The organism is Streptomyces sp. NBC_00203 (genome assembly GCF_045206325.1).
Lineage (GTDB): Bacteria > Actinomycetota > Actinomycetes > Streptomycetales > Streptomycetaceae > Streptomyces > Streptomyces lutosisoli.
This window is the reverse complement of sequence record NZ_CP108126.1, coordinates 2,846,061-2,867,110: the sequence shown is the minus strand read 5'-3', so window position 1 is coordinate 2,867,110 and position 21,050 is coordinate 2,846,061. Positions and strand designations below refer to the sequence as shown.

Sequence of the window (21,050 nt, the reverse complement as noted above, 5' to 3'; positions counted from 1 at the left end):
TCGTCCTTGGGGATGAGCGCATCCGTCCCCGAACAGTGCGGTAATGGATGCAGACCCCGTACCGTGGGTTCTGTTGTAGTACCTGGAGCAGCAGTCCGTCAGAAGGGGGCGCGCGAAGCCCATGAGCGGTGTCATGAAGCGTATGGGGATGATCTTCCGCGCGAAGGCGAACAAGGCCCTTGACCGGGCCGAGGACCCGCGCGAAACCCTCGATTACTCGTACCAGAAGCAGCTGGAGCTGCTGCAGAAGGTGCGCCGCGGTGTCGCGGATGTGGCGACCAGCCGTAAGCGCCTCGAACTGCAGCTGAACCAGCTCCAGAACCAGTCCACCAAGCTGGAGGACCAGGGCCGCAAGGCGCTCGCGCTCGGCCGCGAGGACCTGGCCCGTGAGGCGCTGTCGCGCCGTGCCGCGCTCCAGCAGCAGGTCACCGACCTGGAGACGCAGCACCAGACCCTCCAGGGCGAGGAGGAGAAGCTCACCCTCGCGGCCCAGCGACTCCAGGCGAAGGTCGACGCCTTCCGCACCAAGAAGGAAACGATCAAGGCGACCTACACGGCTGCCCAGGCGCAGACCCGCATCGGCGAGGCCTTCTCCGGCATCTCCGAGGAGATGGGCGACGTCGGCATGGCCATCCAGCGTGCCGAGGACAAGACCGCGCAGCTCCAGGCGCGCGCCGGCGCCATCGACGAGCTGCTCGCCTCCGGAGCCCTCGACGACCAGTCCGGTCTGGCCAAGGACGACATCCAGAGCGAGCTGGACCGGCTCTCCGGTGGTACGGATGTAGAGCTGGAGCTGCAGCGCATGAAGGCGGAGCTGGCCGGTGGGTCCTCGTCGCAGCAGGCGATCGAGGGCGGCACGGGGCAGTCGCAGTCGCAGCCCCAGGACACTCCACGCTTCGACAAGCAGTGAGTGACCGACTGATCGGTTCCCACGCCTGAGGAGGGCGACATGATCGTACGGATCATGGGGGAGGGGCAGGTGAGGCTGGACGACAGCCACCTCACCGAACTGAACAAGCTGGACGACGAGCTGCTCGCCGAAATGCAGAGCGGCGACGAGCCCGGCTTCCGCCTTACCCTGAACACCCTCCTGGACTCGGTACGCCGTCTTGGCGCCCCGCTCCCCGACGACGCCCTCGAACCCTCGGAACTCATCCTCCCTTCCCCCGACGCCACCCTCGAAGAGGTCCGGGAGCTGCTGAGCAACGAGGGCCTGATCCCCGGCTGAGGCGTTTCCTCGCCCCCGCCGCCCCTACACCCGTCCCGTGGGCCGGTTCTTCGGCTGCGGGTGGGTGGGGGCTGGTCGCGCAGTTCCCCGCGCCCCTGACGGCTCGGGGCTGCGCCCCGTCGCCCCCGGCCCGCCCCGGGTGCTTTTGTCTTTTAGGGGCGCGGGGAACTGCGCAATCTTTTGGCCCAGCCCCCACCCACCCGCCAGCCGACACACAACCCACGGGGTCTGGGGCGGAGCCCCAGGAACGGGATGGGACGGGTAGGGGCGGCGGGGGCGAAAACCCTTGCCGGGCTGCGGCGGACGTACCCGTTCCAAGCCCCGCAGGGCCCCCGTACCGTTGACGCCGTGAGCACCCTAGAGCGCACGAGGGACTGGCCCCGCGCCCACCCCCTCGCCCTGGACGCCGCCCTCGCCGCAGGCGTCCTCGCCAGCATGGTCGCCGGCTCCTTCGTCGACCCCCACGGCGAGAACGGCGCGGCCTGGGGCGCCCGCACCCCAGGCGCCCTCAGCCTCACCCTGATGGTGCTCGGCGCCGCGGCACTGGTCTTCCGCCGCCGCGCCCCGATGACGGTCCTCGCGGCGACGGGAGCCGTCTCCCTCGTCGAGCTGGCCACCGGCGACCCCAGAGCCCCGGTGGCGATGTCCGCCGTCGTCGCCCTCTTCACCGTCGCCTCGGCCACCGACCGTCCCACGACCTGGCGCGTCGGACTGGTCACCATGACCGTTCTGACCGCGGTCGCGATGCTCGCCGGCCCGATGCCCTGGTACGCCCAGGAAAACCTCGGCATCTTCGCCTGGACCGGCATGGCCGCCGCGGCCGGCGACGCCGTACGGAGCCGTCGCGCCTTCGTGCACGCCATCAAGGAGCGCGCCGAACGCGCCGAACGCACCCGCGAGGAAGAGGCCCGCCGCCGCGTCGCCGAGGAGCGGCTGCGGATCGCCCGTGATCTGCACGACGTCGTCGCCCATCACATCGCCCTGGTGAACGTCCAGGCGGGTGTCGCCGCCCACGTCATGGACAAGCGGCCGGACCAGGCCAAGGAAGCCCTCGCGCACGTCCGCGAGGCCAGTCGCTCCGCCCTGAACGAACTCCGCGCCACCGTAGGCCTGTTGCGCCAGTCCGGCGACCCCGAGGCGCCCACCGAGCCCGCCCCCGGCCTCGCCCGTCTCGACGAGCTCGCCGACACCTTCCGCAACGCGGGCCTCCCCGTCGAGGTGGCCCGCTGCGACCACGGCGTCAGCCTTCCCGCGGCCGTCGACCTCGCCGCGTACCGCGTCATCCAGGAAGCCCTCACCAATGTGCAGAAGCACGCGGGCCCGGAGGCGAAGGCCGAGGTCAGCGTCGTACGCGTAGGGCCGAATGTGGAAGTCACCGTCCTCGACAACGGGCCCGGGCAGGACGACGGGCCGGAGGAGGGCGGCGGGCACGGGCTGCTCGGCATGCGTGAGCGGGTGACGGCGATCGGCGGCAGCTGTACGGCCGGTCCCCGGTACGGAGGCGGCTTCCGGGTCCATGCGATCCTTCCGGTCAAGAACCGCACGTCTGCCAGGGGGGACTCCGTATGACCATCCGTGTCCTGCTCGTCGACGACCAGGCACTGCTGCGCAGCGCCTTCCGCGTACTCGTCGACTCCGAGCCCGACATGGAGGTCGTGGGGGAGGCGTCCGACGGCGCGGAGGCCGTGCGGCTGACGCGGGTCGAGCGCGCCGACGTGGTCCTGATGGACATCCGGATGCCGGGGACCGACGGGCTCACCGCCACGCGGCTGATCACCGCCGATCCGGGGCTCGCGCACGTACGGGTGGTCATGCTGACGACCTTCGAGGTCGACGAGTACGTGGTGCAGTCGCTGCGGGCCGGGGCGTCCGGGTTCCTCGGGAAGGGGGCCGAGCCCGAGGAGCTGCTGAACGCCATCCGGATCGCCGCCGGTGGCGAGGCGCTGCTGTCGCCGGCGGCCACCAAGGGGCTGATCGCCAAGTTCCTCGCGCAGGGCGACGGCCTGGACGAGGAGCGGGATCCCGCCCGCGCCGAGCGGCTCGACGCGCTCACCGGGCGCGAGCGCGAGGTGCTCGTCCAGGTCGCGGGCGGTCATTCGAACGACGAGATCGCCGAGCGGCTGGAAGTCAGCCCGCTGACCGTGAAAACGCACGTCAACCGGGCCATGGCGAAGCTCGGTGCGCGCGACCGGGCGCAACTGGTGGTCATCGCGTACGAGTCCGGGCTGGTCCGCCCACGGGTGGACTGAGCTCCGCAGAGGGGTGTCGCATGACGAAGGGGCGCCCCTCAGCCGGAGGGGCGCCCTTTCGCGTACGCACGACCAGGTCTACGGATCTACGGAAGCGCCAGCATCCGCTCAAGTGCCAGCTTGGCGAACTGTTCCGTCTCGCGGTCCACCTCGATGCGGTTGACCAGGTTGCCCTCGGCGAGGGACTCCAGGGTCCACACCAGGTGGGGCAGGTCGATGCGGTTCATCGTCGAGCAGAAGCAGACCGTCTTGTCGAGGAAGACGATCTCCTTGCCCTCGGGCGCGAAACGGTTCGCGAGGCGCCGGACCAGGTTCAGCTCCGTGCCGATCGCCCACTTCGAGCCGGCCGGCGCGGCTTCGAGGGCCTTGATGATGTACTCCGTGGAACCCACGTAGTCCGCCGCCGCGACGACCTCGTTCTTGCACTCGGGGTGGACGAGCACGTTCACGCCGGGGATCCGCTCGCGGACGTCGTTCACCGAGTCCAGCGAGAAGCGGCCGTGGACCGAGCAGTGGCCCCGCCACAGGATCATCTTCGCGTCCCGCAGCTGCTCCGCCGTCAGGCCGCCGTTCGGCTTGTGCGGGTTGTACAGGACGCAGTCGTCGAGGGACATGCCCATGTCGCGGACGGCGGTGTTGCGGCCGAGGTGCTGGTCGGGCAGGAAGAGCACCTTCGACCCCTGCTCGAAGGCCCACTCCAGCGCCCGCTGAGCATTCGACGAGGTGCAGATCGTGCCGCCGTGCTTGCCGGTGAACGCCTTGATGTCCGCGGACGAGTTCATGTACGAGACGGGGACGACCTGCTCGGCTATCCCGGCCTCGGTCAGCACGTCCCAGCACTCGGCGACCTGTTCGGCGGTGGCCATGTCGGCCATCGAGCAGCCGGCCGCGAGGTCCGGCAGCACGACCTTCTGGTCGTCGCTCGTCAGGATGTCCGCCGACTCCGCCATGAAGTGCACACCGCAGAAGACGATGTACTCGGCCTCCGGGCGCGCCGCCGCGTCCCGGGCCAGCTTGAAGGAGTCGCCCGTGACGTCCGCGAACTGGATGACCTCGTCGCGCTGGTAGTGGTGGCCGAGCACGAAGACCTTGTCCCCGAGCTTCTCCTTGGCCGCGCGGGCGCGCTCCACCAGGTCCGGGTCGGACGGGGAGGGCAGGTCGCCGGGACACTCGACGCCGCGCTCGCTCCTCGGGTCGGCCTCGCGGCCGAGCAGCAGCAGGGCGAGGGGCGTCGGCTGTACGTCGAGCTCCTGGGTCTGGGCGGTGGTCACGACACGCACCCTTTCTGTTCTGCGGCTCGCCGGGCCCGTAGTGCGCGGGTCCGGCGGAACGATGCCTTTTCGTCGAATTGACGCTATCTATCATAACCGCTTCACGTCACGTTGACGATGTCCATAACGTCGATGTGACGTGAATCCCGGAGGGTTGTCCACAGGACGCTGTCCGTGCTCCGGCGCATGTGCGAGCATGAATGAAGAAGCGAAGAAAACGCGCTTGGCCCGGAATGAATTCGAGGCCCTGCCGGTTGCAATCGTCGCCAAGCAGTCTCCGTACAACCCGGGAGAGATGTAGATGTCCGTATCGGACGAGACCAGCACCGTCACCGACGGCATCATCCTGTCTGACGCCGCTGCGGCGAAGGTCAAGGGCCTGCTCGACCAGGAAGGCCGCGACGATCTGGCCCTGCGCGTCGCCGTCCAGCCCGGCGGCTGCTCCGGCCTGCGCTACCAGCTCTTCTTCGACGAGCGCTCCCTCGACGGCGATGTCGTCAAGGACTTCGACGGAGTCAAGGTCGTCACCGACCGCATGAGCGCCCCGTACCTGGGCGGCGCGTCCATCGACTTCGTGGACACCATCGAGAAGCAGGGCTTCACGATCGACAACCCGAACGCGACGGGCTCCTGCGCCTGCGGCGACTCCTTCAGCTAAGCCCGTAGCGCACAGCCGCATACGCACGAAGGCGGCGTCCCCCTCCGACAGGGACGCCGCCTTCGCGTATCCGGAGCCGCCGCCGTGCCCCGCCACCGGGGCCCGGGCCCGGGCGCACGCGCCCGCTACTGCGGCTGCGTCGACTTCTGGGCCGACGACGGCGACAGCGAGGCGCCGGGCACCTTGCCCTCCGGGATCTCCTTGCCGTCCGAGCCCACGACCTCGCGGTCGCCCAGCGGCTTGTCCAGATGCACGGTCTTCTCGTAGATCTTGGCGATCATGATGCAGATCTTGCCCTGCCAGGGATGCTCGGTCACCGTGACGGTCACCTTGTCGGAGCTCTCGCTCGCCGAGGCCGAGTAGTCGGCGCACACCCCGCCGGTGAAGCTGACCGTCAGATCCTGCCCGTCGACGGTGTAGCCCTGCACCGTGACGTCACGCGCGGTCGGCGCCGCGGTCGGTTCGTCGCCCGGCGCGGTCGGCGACGGGCTCGGCACGACGGTCGGTGTCCCGCTGGGCTCCGGCGAGGTCAGGTACTGCGGGTCGACCGCCGGGTGGGTCACCGTGAAGCCGCTGTCCGCGCCCTGCGGCCGTACCTCGAACAGCCAGGACGGCACCAGGACCGCCCGCCCGTTCGCATAGTGCCTCGCCAGCCCGAAGACGGCCTTCTCGACGGCCACCGACTCCGGCGCCGGCAGCACCGTCGGGTGCTCGCACGGCATCTCGTCGCGGTCCTTCAGGGGTACGGGACTGGCGCAGCCGCCGATGCCCTTGCGCCCGCCGCGTTCCGTGGACGCCGAGCCGTTCATCAGGTCCAGCGTCTTCTGAGCGCCGATGACGGGGTACGTGTCGCCCTTCACCGGTGTCTTCAGCTGGCCGCTGCCGCTGAAGACCTTGCCCTCGGAGTTGACCTGGAGGCCGGTGGTCCAGCCGTACGTCGGCAGTCCGCCCACCGTCGGATCCGCGTTCACCACCCGGACCCGGTCATCGTTCATGAGCTGGCTCGCGTCCAGCTTCGCGTCGTCCTGACCGACGGCCTTGAGCACGGGAGCGGCCGCCTTCTTGGCCTCCTCCTCGCTCACCGCGGCCGGACGCAGCCCGGCCAGACCGCTGGACCCGACGGGCACACAGCGTTTGTCCTTGGGGCAGTTGTCGGTCCCCGAAATGTATGAGCTGAACGTCCAGGTCCCCGGCGCCTTGAGGCTCACCCGCAGGTTCGGTTCCGCACCGTCCTTCGTGGAGCCGACCGTCCAGCTGTCCCCGACCAGCCTCGGTGTGCCCTCCAGCTTGAGGGCCTTCGCGAGCCGGGCCACCTCGGCCTTCGTCACCTCGCCCTTCGCCCAGTACACGGGCGCCGAGCCCGGGCCGCCGGGCAGCTTGCCGTCCGCGTGGTAGGTCGCCCCGTACGGGTTGGGCTCACCGGGCGCGATGCCGTCCGTACCGCCCGTACCGCTGCTCGTAGTGCTCTCGGAATAGCCGTCGAGGGCGAGCGGCGGGGGAGTGCCGTCGCCGCCGGGGACCCCGGAACGGCCAGTCCCGCCGCCGGACGCGGTCGCGGCGAAATACGCCCCGCCGCCCCCGACCAGCAGGACCGCGGCCGCGACCGAGGCGACGATCACCGGGGAATGCCGGCGGCGCGGCTTGTCCTGCCCGGCGCCCTCGGCGGGACCCTCGGCGGGTTCGGTCGCGTCGTTGTCGGGTCGCTCGGTGCTCACCGCATCGCTCCTTCGGCTCCACTGCTGTCCCATGACCCGGCCCTGTCAAAAAGGGGCACTGAAGGGTCGTATACCGCATCCCCTTTACAGGGGACAGCGATGGGACGCAGCGGGGGAGCGCGCGGTTCCCTGCGGGCGCTCTCCGAATTCCCCCGTTCGGCGTCGCCCGTTCGGCCCTGCCCGGATCAGTCGCCGTAGTCGGACATCGCGTCCAGCAGCCGCGCGGAGGTGGGTGGCACGGTCACCCCGTGGATGAGTGAGGGGGAGACGGGGAGGGCGGTGACCGGGGCGGGTGCCGACCAGTGCCCGGCCATCCGGGCGCAGTCGCCGCGCAGGGAGGCCAGATCGCCTTCCAGGTCGCTTCCCAGGTCGAGCGGAGCGGAGCCGTGGACCTTGAGGTTCGTCATACCGGAACCGTATGCACCGTTGCCGTCACGAAGAAAGATCTACTATCGGGTAGTTTTGCCCGCTTCAACGGGTCCGTGTGGACCGGGTAGCGTGAACTGTCAATCCCCTCGCCTCGCAGGAGCGTGTCCTAGCCGTGCGTATCGCAGTCACCGGCTCCATCGCCACCGACCACCTCATGACCTTCCCCGGCCGTTTCGCCGACCAGCTGGTCGCGGACCAGCTGCACACGGTCTCCCTCTCCTTCCTGGTCGACAACCTCGACGTACGCCGGGGCGGGGTCGGCGCGAACATCGCCTTCGGCATGGGTCAGCTCGGCACCCGGCCGATCCTGGTCGGGGCGGCGGGCTCCGACTTCGACGAGTACCGCGCGTGGCTGGACCGGCACGGCGTGGACACCGACTCGGTCCGCATCTCCGAGGTGCTGCACACCGCGCGCTTCGTGTGCACCACCGACGCCGACCACAACCAGATCGGCTCGTTCTACACGGGCGCGATGAGCGAGGCCCGGCTCATCGAGCTCAAGGCCGTCGCGGACCGGGTCGGCGGTCTCGACCTCGTCCTGATCGGCGCGGACGACCCCGAGGCGATGCTCCGCCACACCGAGGAGTGCCGCTCCCGCTCGATCCCCTTCTCCGCCGACTTCTCGCAGCAGATCGCCCGGATGAACGGCGACGAGATCCGGATACTGCTGGACGGAGCGACGTACCTCTTCTCCAACGAGTACGAGAAGGGGCTCATCGAGTCGAAGACCGGCTGGACGGACGAGGAGATCCTGTCCAAGGTCGGGCACCGCGTGACGACCCTCGGCGCGCAGGGCGTGCGCATCGAGCGCGCCGGCGAGGAGCCGATCGAGGTCGGCTGCCCGGAGGAGGAGCGCAAGGCCGACCCGACCGGTGTCGGCGACGCGTTCCGCGCGGGCTTCCTCTCCGGCCTCGCCTGGGGCGTCTCCCTGGAGCGCGCCGCCCAGGTCGGCTGCATGCTCGCCACGCTCGTCATCGAGACGGTCGGCACCCAGGAGTACCAGCTCCGCCGCGCCCACTTCATGGACCGCTTCACCAAGGCGTACGGGCATGAGGCCGCCGCCGAGGTCCAGGCTCACCTGGCCTAGCCAGGCCCCGGGCACACCTGTCCTGGCGAGGCCCCAGGGTCACCTGGCCTGTCTAGGACACCCGGCGGACCACATATGCCGAGCCGTGGTCCGCCGGCTCCTCCCCGACGTACTCCTGCCCCCGCATCTCGCACCACGCCGGGATGTCGAGGCGGGCCGCCTCGTCGTCCGACAGGACACGGACCGTGCCGCCGACCGGGACGTCGCCGATCACCTTGGCCAGCTCGATGACGGGGATGGGGCAGCGCTTGCCCAGCGCGTTCACCACGAGGGTGTCCGAGGCGGCGGGGGTCTTCGTCACCTCCACCGGGGCGCCCAGCTTCTCGCGGACCGCCGACACCGTGCCCGGGAGGACGGACAGGAAGCGGTCGACGTCCTCTTCCGGGGTACCCGGCGGCAGCGACACACGGACGTTGCCCTCACTCAGCACGCCCATCGCCTTCAGCACATGGCTGGGCGTCAGCGTGCTGCTCGTGCACGACGAACCGGAGGAGACCGAGAAGCCCGCCCGGTCCAGCTCGTGGAGCAGAGTCTCTCCGTCGACATAGAGACAGGAGAAGGTGACGATGCCGGGCACGCGCCGGGCCGGGTCGCCGACCACCTCCACGTCCGGGACCAGCTCGGGCACCCGTACCCGGATCCGGTCCGTCAGTTCCCGCAGCCGCGCGGCCTCCTCGGCCGCCTCCGCGCGGACGGCCCGCAGCGCCGCAGCCGCGGCCACGATCCCGGGGATGTTCTCGAACCCGGCCGCCCGCCCCGACTCCCGCTCGTCCGCGGGCCCTTGGGGAGCGAACCGCACTCCCTTGCGGACGACGAGAAGCCCGACCCCCGAAGGTCCGCCCCATTTGTGGGCACTTGCCGTGAGCAGCGACCAGTCGCCCTCGACACGGCCCCACCCCAGCGACTGCGCGGCGTCCACCAGCAGCGGCACCCCCGCCGCCCGGCACACCTCCGCGACCTCGGCCACCGGCTGCTCCGTACCCACCTCGTGGTTGGCCGACTGGAGACAGGCGAGCGCCGTGTCGGGGCGGAGCGCGGCGGCGTACGCCTCGACGGAGACGGCACCGGTGCGCTCCACCGGGACCTGCGTCAACGTCCCGCCGTCCGCCTCGTGGACCTCTGCCGAATGGAGCACCGAAGAGTGTTCGACGGCTGACACGATCAGGTGACGCCCCACGCGCCGCCGGCCCGCGAGAGCGCCCGCGATCCCGGAGTGGACCGCCCGCGTACCGGACGAGGTGAACACCAGCTCGTCCGCCCGGCACCCCACCGCATCGGCCGCCGCCTCCCGCGCCGCGTCGAGCAACAACCGCGCCCGCCGCCCCTCCCGGTAGAGACGGGCAGGGTCGGCCCACCCCTCATTCAACGAGGCCTGCAAGGCCTGCCGGGCAACGGGATGCAGGGGAGCGGCAGAGGCGGCATCAAAGTAGGACACACAGCAACGCTAAAGCCTGCGTCAGCACAGCGCCCCGAAGGGGGCGCCCCGTAAGGGGCGCGGGGAACGGCGCGACCAGCCACAGAGCGCCCGCACACGCCGAACTACCCCGCACCCCCGAGCTGTCAGGCGCCCCCCCAACCCCCCGTCAGATCCCCCCGGAACACCAAGTTCCACCCCTTCTGAGTGACCCGCGGCGCGTTAGGCACCCTCCCCGCGCGACCCCAAATAGCGTCCAGTAGGGTTTGGTCCGCATAAACATCCAAACCCCTGCCCGTGTGCCAGGGCGGCGAGCGACCAGCGAGAAGGGCCGTAGCCAACCAGCGCGGGCGAGACTCTCGGGAAGGCGCTACGTGAGTCCCAACGGCTCCGACCGCTCGCCGCGGCGCCCGATGCGGCGGAAGCTGCTGCAGGCAATGACTGCGGGCCTGGTCCTGGCGACCGCCACCGGTTGCACATACAAGGACTTTCCCCGCCTTGGTATGCCCACCCCGGTCACGGAGGAGGGTCCGCGGATCCTCTCTCTCTGGCAGGGCTCGTGGGCGGCCGCGCTCGCCACGGGCGTGCTGGTCTGGGGCCTGATCCTGTGGGCGACCATCTTCCATCGGCGCAGCCGCACCAAGGTCGAAGTTCCTCCGCAGACCCGGTACAACATGCCCATCGAGGCGCTGTACACGGTGGTCCCGCTCATCATCGTCTCGGTGCTGTTCTACTTCACCGCCCGCGACGAGACGAAGCTCCTCAGCCTCTCCCCGAAGCCCGACGTCACGGTCAACGTGGTCGGCTTCCAGTGGAGCTGGGGCTTCAACTACATCGCGGACGTCCCCGGTTCCACCGGGAACGCGAAGATCGACCCGAACCTGGCCGCCATTCCGGACCGGTTCAAGAAGGACTTCCCGGCGAACGCCGGCGGTGTCTACGACGTCGGTACGCCCGGTACGAAGAACCCGCAGACGGGCAACCCCGGTCCGACCCTCTGGCTCCCCAAGGGCAAGACGGTCCGCTTCGTCCTCACTTCGCGTGACGTCATCCACTCCTTCTGGGTGGTGCCGTTCCTCATGAAGCAGGACGTCATCCCGGGCCACACCAACTCGTTCCAGGTGACCCCGAACCACGAGGGCACCTTCATGGGCAAGTGCGCCGAACTCTGCGGCGTCGACCACTCCCGGATGCTCTTCAACGTGAAGGTCGTCTCCCCCGAGCGCTATGAGGCCCACCTCAAGGAGCTCGCGGCGAAGGGGCAGACCGGTTACGTCCCGGCCGGCATTGAGCAGACGGGCCACGAGAAGAACCGGGAGACGAACAACCTGTGAGCATCCTCAACGAACCTCAGGGTGCCGCCGAAACCGAAGACTCGTACGAGAACGAGCTGCCGGTTCGGCGCAAGCAGCCCGGCGCCGTCGTGATCAAGTGGCTCACCACCACTGACCACAAGACGATCGGCACGCTGTATCTGGTCACGTCGTTCGCGTTCTTCTGCATCGGCGGCGTCATGGCGCTGCTCATGCGCGCCGAGCTCGCCCGGCCCGGTCTGCAGATCATGTCGAACGAGCAGTTCAACCAGGCGTTCACGATGCACGGCACGATCATGCTGCTGATGTTCGCGACGCCGCTGTTCGCCGGTTTCGCGAACTGGATCATGCCGCTGCAGATCGGCGCGCCCGACGTGGCGTTCCCGCGGCTGAACATGTTCGCCTACTGGCTCTACCTGTTCGGCTCGCTCATCGCGGTCGGCGGCTTCCTCACCCCGCAGGGTGCGGCCGACTTCGGCTGGTTCGCCTACAGCCCGCTGTCGGACGCGGTCCGCTCGCCGGGCATCGGCGCCGACATGTGGATCATGGGTCTGGCCTTCTCCGGCTTCGGCACGATCCTCGGCTCGGTCAACTTCATCACCACGATCATCTGCATGCGCGCTCCCGGCATGACGATGTTCCGTATGCCGATCTTCGTGTGGAACGTGCTGCTGACCGGTGTGCTGGTCCTGCTCGCTTTCCCGGTCCTCGCGGCCGCGCTGTTCGCCCTGGAGGCGGACCGCAAGTTCGGTGCCCACGTCTTCGACGCGGCAAATGGCGGAGCCCTACTCTGGCAACACCTCTTCTGGTTCTTCGGCCATCCAGAGGTGTACATCATCGCCTTGCCGTTCTTCGGGATCATTTCCGAAGTGATCCCAGTGTTCTCACGCAAGCCGATGTTCGGCTACATGGGCCTCATCGCGGCCACCATCTCCATCGCCGGTCTGTCCGTGACCGTGTGGGCCCACCACATGTACGTCACCGGCGGAGTGCTGCTGCCGTTCTTCTCCTTCATGACGTTCCTGATCGCCGTGCCAACAGGCGTGAAGTTCTTCAACTGGATCGGAACGATGTGGAAGGGGTCCCTGAGTTTCGAGACCCCGATGCTCTGGGCCACCGGCTTCCTGATCACCTTCACCTTCGGTGGTCTGACGGGTGTCATCCTGGCGTCGCCGCCGATGGACTTCCACGTCTCCGACTCGTACTTCGTGGTGGCGCACTTCCACTACGTGGTCTTCGGCACCGTGGTGTTCGCGATGTTCTCCGGCTTCCACTTCTGGTGGCCGAAGATGACGGGCAAGATGCTCGACGAGCGTCTCGGCAAGATCACCTTCTGGACGCTGTTCGTGGGCTTCCACGGCACGTTCCTCGTCCAGCACTGGCTGGGTGCGGAGGGTATGCCGCGCCGGTACGCGGACTACCTCGCGGCCGACGGATTCACCGCCCTGAACACGATCTCGACGATCTCCTCGTTCCTGCTCGGCCTGTCGATCCTGCCGTTCCTCTACAACGTGTGGAAGACGGCCAAGTACGGCAAGAAGGTCGAGGTCGACGACCCGTGGGGTTACGGCCGCTCGCTGGAGTGGGCCACCTCGTGCCCGCCGCCGCGGCACAACTTCCTCACCCTGCCGCGGATCCGTTCCGAATCCCCGGCGTTCGACCTGCACCACCCGGAGATCGCCGCTCTCGACCAGCTTGAGAGCGCCGGTCACGGTTCGTCGGCCCTGACTGGTGGCAAGGAGGCCGGCAAGTGAAGATCCAAGGCAAGATGTTCATCTGGCTGGCTGTCTTCATCCTCATCATGGGGATCGTCTACGGCGTGTGGTCCAAGGAGCCGGCCGGCACCACGGCCCTCTTCATGGGCTTCGGCCTGAGCATGATGATCGGCTACTACCTGGCCTTCACGGCCCGGCGGGTCGACGCGCTGGCGCAGGACAACAAGGAGGCCGACGTCGCGGACGAGGCCGGCGAGGTGGGCTTCTTCAGCCCGCACAGCTGGCAGCCGCTCGCGCTCGGTGTCGGTGGCGCGCTCGCCTTCCTGGGCGTGGTCTTCGGCTGGTGGCTGCTCTACTTCTCGCTCCCGATCATCATGATCGGCTTGTGGGGCTGGGTCTTCGAGTACTACCACGGTGAGAACCGCACTCAGTAACACGCGTTGAACACGAGAGAGCCCGGACACTCCGCCAGGAGAGTCCGGGCTCCCTCTTTTGCCACATCTCGTTCCCTCACACGGCTCACTCGCCGCGCCGTGGCTGACGGGCGTTCATAGCGTGATGCCATGAACCTCTCACCGCGAATCCGCACGGTCGTCAGTTGCACCACGCTGGTGGTCGCCCTCGGCGCAGGCGTCACCGCCTGTGGATCGGGCGACCAGCCGCTCTCGGCGAAGCCGTACGACGCGGCGGGACAGATCTCCTTCAACAGCCCCACCAGCGACCGCGGCAAGGCCGTCAAGGTGGACCCCGACAAGCCGCTGGAAATCCTCGCCACGGGCGACGACGGGCGCATCACCGACGTCACGGCGATAGATGCCTCAGGGCGTTATGTCTCGGGTGAACTCGCCGCGGACGGCAGCCGCTGGCACAGCACCTCACCGCTGGCCGCGGGCGTCCACTACACGGTGCGGGTGAGCACCGAGAACGGGGACGGCGCCCCCGGCCGCAAGGTCCTCGACTTCGACACCGGCACCCCCACGACCCAGAAGGTGGTGAACGTCGAGTTCGGGCCGGAGGCGGGCGAGTACGGCGTCGGCCAGCCCGTCACGGCCGAACTCAGTGTCCCCGTCAAGGACCAGGCCTCCCGCGCGATCGTCGAACGCGCCCTCAAGGTCGACTCCGAGCCCTCCGTAGAGGGCGCCTGGCACTGGGTGGACGACAAGACACTGCACTACCGTCCCAAGGAGTACTGGCCCACGGACGCCACCATCGAGGCACACAGCAACCTCGCGGGCATCAAGATCGGCGAGCGCCTCTGGGGCGGCAACGCCAAATCCCTGAACCTCACCACGGGCGACCAGCTCATCGCCGTCACGGACGCCGCCGCGCACGCCATGACCGTCTACCGCGACGGCCAGCAGATCAAGCGGATCCCGGTCACCACCGGAAAGCCCGGCTTCGAGACCCGCAACGGTGTCAAGGTCGTACTGGGCAAGGAGTACTTCGTACGCATGCGCGGCACCACCGTCGGCATCGCCGAGGGCAGCGCCGACTCGTACGACCTGCCCGTCTACTACGCCACCCGCGTCACCTGGAGCGGCGAGTACGTGCACGCGGCGCCCTGGTCCGTGGGCAACCAGGGGTACGCCAACGTCAGCCACGGCTGCACAGGGATGAGCACCGCCAACGCCGCGTGGTTCTTCAACAACGTGCGCGCCGGCGACATCGTGAAGGTCCAGAACTCCAACGGCAAGACCATGGACCCCTTCGGCAACGGCTTCGGCGACTGGAACCTCGACTGGACGAAGTGGCGCAACGGCAGCGCCCTGGTATCCGGCACCCCCGAAGGCCCGACCCCGCAGGACAGGGCCAGATTGCGCCCCGAGTCAGTGTGAGCCGGACGCCCGCTCCCGCGCCCCGTCAGGGGCGCGAGGAACTGCGCGAGCAACCACAAACGGCCCGCAGCCGCCAACGTACCGAACGCCCCGAGCTATCAGGCGCCCAAAAGGGCCTTCGTGCGCAGCAGAGAGGCCAGAGAGGCGGCAAACTCCACCGGATCCACCGGCAGGGTCACCGCCGCGTCCGCACGGCTCCACGTGGCCAGCCAGGCGTCCTGGGGCCGTGCGATGAGCACCAGCACGGGCGGACAGTTGAAGATCTCGTCCTTGATCTGCCGGCACACCCCCATGCCACCCATCGGCACGGCCTCACCGTCCAGCACACAGACGTCGATCCCGCCCTTGTCCAGCTCCGTGATGACGGCGGCAGGCGTCGCGCACTCGACGAACTCGACCTGGGGGACATCGGCGGCAGGCCTGCGCCCCGTCGCCAGCCGTACCTGCTCTCGGGTGTTGGAGTTGTCGCTGTAGACCAGCACCGTGGCGGTCGGCTGCATTGTTCCTCCGCGTCTTTGGTCGGGAACTCGTGGTACCGATGGCGCGGATGCTACTCCTCCGGACACCTCGTCAACACCGGTTCGGACACCGCTTCGATGGGCCATACGGGCTGGACACACCCCATCAACACTCCGAACGGCACCCCCCGGGGTGAGGGCGGGATAAGCGACCGACATAATGTCGGTCGTGGCGACAGCAACGACAGTAGAAACCGGGCACGCGCACCCGTCGGTCAATCGGCCGAACCTCACCAGCGTCGGAACCATCATCTGGCTGAGTTCCGAGCTGATGTTCTTCGCGGCCCTCTTCGCGATGTACTTCACCCTGCGATCGGTGACCGGGCCGGAGCACTGGAAGGAAATGGCGTCCAGCCTGAACTTCCCGTTCTCCGCGACGAACACCACGATCCTGGTGCTCTCCTCCCTGACCTGCCAGCTCGGCGTGTTCGCCGCCGAGCGCGGGGACGTGAAGAAGCTCAGGATGTGGTTCTCCGTCACCTTCATCATGGGCGCGATCTTCATCGGCGGTCAGGTCTTCGAGTACACCGAACTGGTCAAGAAGGACGGGCTCTCGCTCTCCTCGGACCCGTACGGCTCGGTGTTCTACCTGACCACCGGCTTCCACGGCCTGCACGTGACGGGCGGCCTCATCGCCTTCCTGCTGGTCCTCGGCCGCACCTACGCGGCCAAGAGGTTCACTCACGAGCAGGCGACCGCGGCCATCGTCGTGTCCTACTACTGGCACTTCGTCGATGTCGTCTGGATCGGCCTCTTCGCCACGATCTACATGATCAAGTAATCGGGCCCTCCGCCCGAAACATCCAGAAGCATCGACGCTGAAGATCCTGACACCGGGGTAATCCGTGAAAAAGCTCTCCGCACGACGACGCCATCCGCTGGCGGCGGTCGTCGTCCTACTCCTCGCGCTGGCGGTCACCGGGGGGCTGTACGCCGCGTTCGCACCCGCGAGCAAGGCGCAGGCCGATGACACCGCCCAGTCCCTCGCCATCGACGAGGGCAAGAAGCTCTACGCCGTAGGCTGCGCAACCTGCCACGGCACCGGCGGTCAGGGCACCTCCGACGGTCCGAGCCTCGTAGGGGTCGGCGCCGCGGCGGTCGACTTCCAGGTCGGCACCGGCCGCATGCCGGCCCAGCAGCCGGGCGCGCAGATCCCGAAGAAGAAGGTCATCTACTCGCAGGACGAGATCGACCTGCTCGCGGCGTACATCGCCTCGCTCGGTGCCGGTCCCTCGGTCCCGACGAAGAGCCAGGTCGACCCCGCGGACGGGGACATCGCCAAGGGTGGCGAGCTCTTCCGTACCAACTGCGCCCAGTGCCACAACTTCATCGGCAAGGGCGGCGCACTGACGCACGGCAAGTACGCGCCCAGCCTGGAGGGTGTCGACCCGAAGCACATCTACGAGGCCATGCAGACCGGCCCGCAGAACATGCCGTCCTTCCCCGACACCACGCTGTCGGAGAAGAACAAGAAGGACATCATCGCGTACCTCGACGCGGTCAACGGTGACAACACCGAGAACCCCGGCGGTCTCGACCTGGGCGGCCTCGGGCCGGTCAGTGAAGGCCTGTTCGGCTGGATCTTCGGTCTCGGCGCCCTGATCGCCGTCGCCGTCTGGGTCGCCGCTCGGACCGCAAAGGCCAAGAAGTCATGAGTAGCCAAGACATTCCAGAAGAGAACGTGCCTGCTGAGCGGGCCACCGACGAAGATGCGCACGGTCAGGGCGCGGTAGCCGTCGCGGACGAGACGAACCCGTTCGCCGACCCCGGTCTGCCGCCCCACGAGCACCGCATCCAGGACATCGACGAGCGGGCCGCCAAGCGGTCCGAGCGCGTGGTCGCCTTCCTGTTCACGCTGTCGATGCTGGCCACCGTCGCCTTCATCGCCTCGTACGTGGCGATCCCGGTCGACAAGTCGATCTACGTCTTCCCGATCGGTCACATCAGCGCGCTGAACTTCGCGCTGGGCCTGACCCTCGGTACGGCGCTGTTCTCGATCGGCGCGGGCGCGGTCCACTGGGCTCGCACCCTGATGTCCGACGTGGAGATCGCCGACGAGCGTCACGCGATCTCGGCCGAGCCCGAGGTCAGAGCCAAGGTCCTGGACGACTTCAGGCAGGGCGCCAAGGAGTCCGCGCTCGGCCGCCGCAAGCTGATCCGCAACACCATGTTCGGCGCGCTGGCCCTGTTCCCGCTCTCCGGCGTCATTCTGCTGCGCGACCTCGGTCCGCTGCCCGGCACGAAGCTGCGCCACACGATCTGGTCCAAGGGCAAGCTGCTCGTCAACGTGAACACGAACGAGCCGCTGCGTCCCTCGGACATCGCCGTCGGGTCGCTCACCTTCGTCAAGCCCGAGGGCCTGGAGGAAGACGACGAGGACTTCCAGGCGCAGATCGCCAAGGCGGCCACGATGATCGTCCGGCTGCAGCCGGACAACATCAAGGACAAGCAAGAACTCGAGTGGTCCTACCAGGGGATCGTGGCCTACTCGAAGATCTGCACCCACGTCGGTTGCCCGATCTCCCTGTACGAGCAGCAGACGCACCACGTCCTCTGCCCGTGCCACCAGTCCACCTTCGACCTCTCCGACGGTGCCCGAGTCATCTTCGGCCCGGCCGGTCACCCGCTGCCGCAGCTGCGCATCGGTGTGAACGACGAGGGCTACCTCGAGGCGCTCGGCGACTTCGAAGAGCCCGTCGGTCCTGCATTCTGGGAGCGCGGATGAGCACTGCGACCACCTCCGACTCGCGCTCGCGCGAGAAGGCACCCGCCGGTGAGCGGGTAGCCGACTGGGCCGACGGCCGCCTGGGGATCTACTCCCTGGCCAAGTCCAACATGCGCAAGATCTTCCCCGACCACTGGTCGTTCATGCTGGGTGAGGTCTGCCTCTACAGCTTCATCATCATCATCCTCACGGGTGTGTACCTGACGCTGTTCTTCCACCCGTCGATGAACGAGGTGACGTACAACGGCAGCTATGTCCCGCTCCAGGGACAGCTGATGTCGGAGGCGTTCAACTCGACCATGCACATCTCCTTCGATGTGCGCGGTGGTCTGCTGATCCGGCAGATCCACCACTGGTCGGCGCTGGTCTTCCTGGCAGGCATGTTCGCGCACATGATGCGCGTGTTCTTCACGGGCGCGTTCCGCAAGCCGCGTGAGATCAACTGGCTGTTCGGCTTCCTGCTGTTCGTCCTGGGCATGTTCACCGGCTTCACCGGTTACTCGCTCCCGGACGACCTGCTCTCCGGCACCGGTGTCCGCTTCATGGAGGGCGCGGTCCTGTCCGTGCCGATCGTCGGCACGTACCTCTCGTTCTTCCTCTTCGGCGGCGAGTTCCCGGGCGGCGACTTCGTGGCCCGCTTCTACTCGGTCCACGTCCTGCTGCTGCCGGGCATCATGCTCGGCCTGGTAGTCGGCCATCTGATCCTGGTCTTCTACCACAAGCACACGCAGTACGCGGGCCCCGGAAAGACGAACAACAACGTCGTCGGCATGCCGCTCCTCCCGGTCTACATGGCCAAGGCCGGAGGCTTCTTCTTCCTGGTCTTCGGTGTCATCGCGGCCATCGCGGCGATCGCGCAGATCAACCCGATCTGGGCCATGGGCCCCTACCGTCCGGACCAGGTGTCCACGGGTGCCCAGCCCGACTGGTACATGGGCTTCTCCGAGGGCCTGATCCGTACGATGCCGGGCTGGGAGATCAACCTCTGGGGTCACACGCTCGTCCTGGGCGTGTTCATCCCGCTGGTGATCTTCCCGCTGGTCCTGGTTGCGATCGCGATCTACCCGTTCGTCGAGTCCTGGGTCACCGGCGACAAGCGCGAGCACCACATCCTGGACCGCCCGCGCAACGCCCCGACCCGGACCGCCGTCGGTGCGGCCTGGATCAGCTGGTACTCCGTCATGCTCATCGGTGGTGGCAACGACCTCTGGGCCACGCACTTCCACATGTCGATCAACTCGATCACCTGGTTCGTCCGGATCGCGTTCTTCGTCGTGCCGGTGCTGGTGTTCGTCGCCACCAAGCGGATCTGCCTCGGCCTCCAGCGCCGCGACCGGGACACGGTGCTGCACGGCCGCGAGTCGGGCATCATCAAGCGCCTGCCGCACGGTGAGTTCATCGAGGTGCACGTGCCGCTCAGCCAGGACTCGCTGCACACGCTCACCGCGCACGAGCAGTACAAGCCGGCCGAGATCGGCCCGACGGTCGACGAGAACGGTGTCGAGCGCAAGGTGCCGGGCACGCAGCGGCTGCGCGCCAAGCTCAGCAAGGGCTTCTACGGGGACGACAACCAGATCCCCAAGCCCACCGTCGAGGAGTACAAGGAGATCACGAGCGGCCACGGCCACCACTGATCCCCTGACCGGGCATTGATCGCCACGGCAAGAGCCCTCGTCCAGTGCATGGACGGGGGCTCTTTGCCGTCCCCGGGCCTGGATAGGGTGTTCCCATCCACAAGGAGTCCCACAAGGACCCACACAGAGTCCCTTTCCGGGGACCGACCCAGGAGCGGCTTATGAGCGCTGTGAACCCCGCTGGAGGCGACACCGCGGCGGGCCGTTCCTGGCCCGACGTACTGAGCGCGCTGCTCGCCGGGCAGGACCTGAGCGCCGGTGACACGGCGTGGGCCATGGACCGCATCATGAGCGGTGAGGCCGCGGACGCCCAGATCGCGGGCTTCCTGGTGGCGCTGCGGGCCAAGGGTGAGACGGTCGAGGAGATCACCGGCCTCGTGGAGACCATGTACGCCCACGCGAAGCCGTTGCACATCCCGGGGCCGGCCGTCGACATCGTCGGTACGGGCGGAGACCGGGCCAAGACCGTCAACATCTCGACGATGTCCGCCATCGTGATCGCGGGTACCGGGGCGAAGGTCGTCAAGCACGGCAACCGGGCGTCGTCCTCGGCGAGCGGCTCGTCCGACGTGCTGGAGCGGCTCGGCATCAACCTGGACCTGTCGCCCGAGCGGGTGGCACAGGTGGTGGAGGAGGCCGGGATCACCTTCTGCTTCGCGGCCAAGTTCCATCCCTCGATGCGGTTCGTCGGCGCGGTCCGGCGCGATCTGGGGATTCCGACCTCGTTCAATCTCCTCGGCCCGCTGACCAACCCCGCCCGGGTCACCGCCTCGGCGGTCGGCTGCTTCGACACCCGGATGGCGGGGCTCATTGCCGGCGTACTGGCCGAACGCGGCTCGTCCGCGCTGGTGTTCCGGGGTGACGACGGCCTCGACGAGCTGACGACCACGGCCACCTCCCGGGTGTGGGTCGTCCGCGACGGCAAGGTGACCGAGGAGGCCTTCGACCCGCGGGACGTCGGCCTTGAGATCGTCCCGGTGGAGGCACTGCGGGGCGCCGACCCCGAGTACAACGCGGGGGTCGCCCGACGGCTCCTGGACGGCGAGACGGGCGCGGTGCGGGACGCGGTCCTGCTGAACTCGGCGGCGGCCCTGGTGGCCCTGTCGCCGACCGACGTGCCCTTGGTGGACCAGCTCCGCGCCGGGATGGAGAAGGCGGCGCAGTCGATCGACTCCGGGGCCGCGAAGCGGACTCTTGAGCGGTGGGTGGCGGCCAGCAGCGCCTGAGCCGTTGAGTCGTTGAGCCGTACGCAGGCTCCT

General features: G+C 68.4%; 20 protein-coding genes. 15 read left to right on the top strand and 5 right to left on the bottom strand.

Translation table 11 applies throughout. The annotated features are described in order from the left end of the window. Positions 1–121 precede the first annotated feature (121 nt). From OG975_RS13170 to OG975_RS13155, 4 genes are all read left to right on the top strand, one after another. Positions 122–910, top strand: coding sequence for a PspA/IM30 family protein (locus OG975_RS13170; RefSeq protein ID WP_406329287.1), 789 nt, complete (start codon positions 122–124; stop codon positions 908–910). Between the two features lie 39 nt (positions 911–949). Continuing rightward, positions 950–1,228, top strand: a complete 279-nt coding sequence (pspAA, locus tag OG975_RS13165) for a PspA-associated protein PspAA (RefSeq protein ID WP_406329286.1) — start codon at positions 950–952, stop codon at positions 1,226–1,228. Positions 1,229–1,576: 348 nt separating this feature from the next. After that, positions 1,577–2,797 carry a sensor histidine kinase gene (locus OG975_RS13160; RefSeq protein ID WP_406329285.1) on the top strand — a complete coding sequence of 407 codons (1,221 nt, stop codon included), beginning with the start codon at positions 1,577–1,579 and terminating at the stop codon, positions 2,795–2,797. After that, on the top strand, positions 2,794–3,477 hold the full coding sequence (locus OG975_RS13155; protein WP_406329284.1) for a response regulator: 684 nt from the start codon (positions 2,794–2,796) through the stop codon (positions 3,475–3,477). Before OG975_RS13160 ends, OG975_RS13155 begins: the two co-directional genes overlap by 4 nt. An 86-nt stretch (positions 3,478–3,563) precedes the next feature. Here the strand turns inward: OG975_RS13155 and nadA are convergent, their stop codons facing one another. Beyond that, complete coding sequence (gene nadA / locus OG975_RS13150; RefSeq protein WP_327428117.1) at positions 3,564–4,748, bottom strand: quinolinate synthase NadA; 1,185 nt, start codon at positions 4,746–4,748, stop codon at positions 3,564–3,566. A gap of 301 nt (positions 4,749–5,049) precedes the next feature. On the opposite strand from nadA, the gene OG975_RS13145 reads away from it, so the two are divergent. Then, the gene (locus OG975_RS13145; RefSeq protein ID WP_406329283.1) at positions 5,050–5,406 is read left to right on the top strand and encodes a HesB/IscA family protein; all 357 of its coding nucleotides are present in this window, start codon (positions 5,050–5,052) and stop codon (positions 5,404–5,406) included. Between the two features lie 125 nt (positions 5,407–5,531). Here OG975_RS13145 and OG975_RS13140 read toward each other — a convergent pair whose 3' ends face one another. Further along, positions 5,532–7,121: a hypothetical protein gene (locus OG975_RS13140; RefSeq protein ID WP_406329282.1), complete on the bottom strand. Its 1,590-nt coding sequence runs from the start codon at positions 7,119–7,121 to the stop codon at positions 5,532–5,534. A 185-nt stretch (positions 7,122–7,306) separates the two neighbouring features. Continuing rightward, positions 7,307–7,528, bottom strand: coding sequence for a hypothetical protein (locus OG975_RS13135; protein ID WP_330303992.1), 222 nt, complete (start codon positions 7,526–7,528; stop codon positions 7,307–7,309). Positions 7,529–7,662: 134 nt separating this feature from the next. On the opposite strand from OG975_RS13135, the gene OG975_RS13130 reads away from it, so the two are divergent. After that, positions 7,663–8,637 carry a carbohydrate kinase family protein gene (locus tag OG975_RS13130; protein WP_369258066.1) on the top strand — a complete coding sequence of 325 codons (975 nt, stop codon included), beginning with the start codon at positions 7,663–7,665 and terminating at the stop codon, positions 8,635–8,637. 52 nt (positions 8,638–8,689) lie between these two features. Here the strand turns inward: OG975_RS13130 and OG975_RS13125 are convergent, their stop codons facing one another. Continuing rightward, a complete protein-coding gene (locus tag OG975_RS13125) occupies positions 8,690–10,072 on the bottom strand; it encodes a cysteine desulfurase/sulfurtransferase TusA family protein (RefSeq protein ID WP_406329281.1) in 1,383 nt (460 codons plus the stop codon). A gap of 353 nt (positions 10,073–10,425) precedes the next feature. Here OG975_RS13125 and coxB point away from each other — a divergent pair, with 353 nt between their 5' ends. From coxB to OG975_RS13105, 4 genes are all read left to right on the top strand, one after another. Further along, a complete protein-coding gene (gene coxB / locus OG975_RS13120; RefSeq protein WP_406329280.1) occupies positions 10,426–11,385 on the top strand; it encodes a cytochrome c oxidase subunit II in 960 nt (319 codons plus the stop codon). Beyond that, entirely contained in the window at positions 11,382–13,118 is a 1,737-nt protein-coding gene (ctaD, locus tag OG975_RS13115) for a cytochrome c oxidase subunit I (RefSeq protein ID WP_406329279.1), read from the top strand. Before coxB ends, ctaD begins: the two co-directional genes overlap by 4 nt. Beyond that, positions 13,115–13,513: a cytochrome c oxidase subunit 4 gene (locus OG975_RS13110; protein ID WP_406329278.1), complete on the top strand. Its 399-nt coding sequence runs from the start codon at positions 13,115–13,117 to the stop codon at positions 13,511–13,513. The genes ctaD and OG975_RS13110 overlap by 4 nt, the downstream gene beginning before the upstream one ends. A gap of 129 nt (positions 13,514–13,642) precedes the next feature. Next, positions 13,643–14,914, top strand: coding sequence for an Ig-like domain-containing protein (locus OG975_RS13105; protein ID WP_406329277.1), 1,272 nt, complete (start codon positions 13,643–13,645; stop codon positions 14,912–14,914). A 98-nt stretch (positions 14,915–15,012) separates the two neighbouring features. Here OG975_RS13105 and OG975_RS13100 read toward each other — a convergent pair whose 3' ends face one another. After that, a complete protein-coding gene (locus OG975_RS13100) occupies positions 15,013–15,414 on the bottom strand; it encodes a hypothetical protein (protein WP_406329276.1) in 402 nt (133 codons plus the stop codon). Positions 15,415–15,592: 178 nt separating this feature from the next. Here OG975_RS13100 and OG975_RS13095 point away from each other — a divergent pair, with 178 nt between their 5' ends. The 5 genes from OG975_RS13095 to trpD all read left to right on the top strand — a co-directional run bounded on the left by OG975_RS13095 (position 15,593) and on the right by trpD (position 21,017). Beyond that, complete coding sequence (locus OG975_RS13095) at positions 15,593–16,213, top strand: heme-copper oxidase subunit III (RefSeq protein WP_327428107.1); 621 nt, start codon at positions 15,593–15,595, stop codon at positions 16,211–16,213. A 64-nt stretch (positions 16,214–16,277) separates the two neighbouring features. Further along, complete coding sequence (locus OG975_RS13090; protein WP_406329275.1) at positions 16,278–17,087, top strand: c-type cytochrome; 810 nt, start codon at positions 16,278–16,280, stop codon at positions 17,085–17,087. Continuing rightward, on the top strand, positions 17,084–18,157 hold the full coding sequence (locus OG975_RS13085) for a Rieske 2Fe-2S domain-containing protein (RefSeq protein ID WP_406329274.1): 1,074 nt from the start codon (positions 17,084–17,086) through the stop codon (positions 18,155–18,157). Before OG975_RS13090 ends, OG975_RS13085 begins: the two co-directional genes overlap by 4 nt. Beyond that, positions 18,154–19,791 carry a cytochrome bc complex cytochrome b subunit gene (locus tag OG975_RS13080; RefSeq protein WP_406329273.1) on the top strand — a complete coding sequence of 546 codons (1,638 nt, stop codon included), beginning with the start codon at positions 18,154–18,156 and terminating at the stop codon, positions 19,789–19,791. Before OG975_RS13085 ends, OG975_RS13080 begins: the two co-directional genes overlap by 4 nt. Positions 19,792–19,952: 161 nt before the next feature. Beyond that, positions 19,953–21,017, top strand: coding sequence for an anthranilate phosphoribosyltransferase (trpD, locus tag OG975_RS13075; protein ID WP_406329272.1), 1,065 nt, complete (start codon positions 19,953–19,955; stop codon positions 21,015–21,017). Positions 21,018–21,050: the final 33 nt, after the last annotated feature.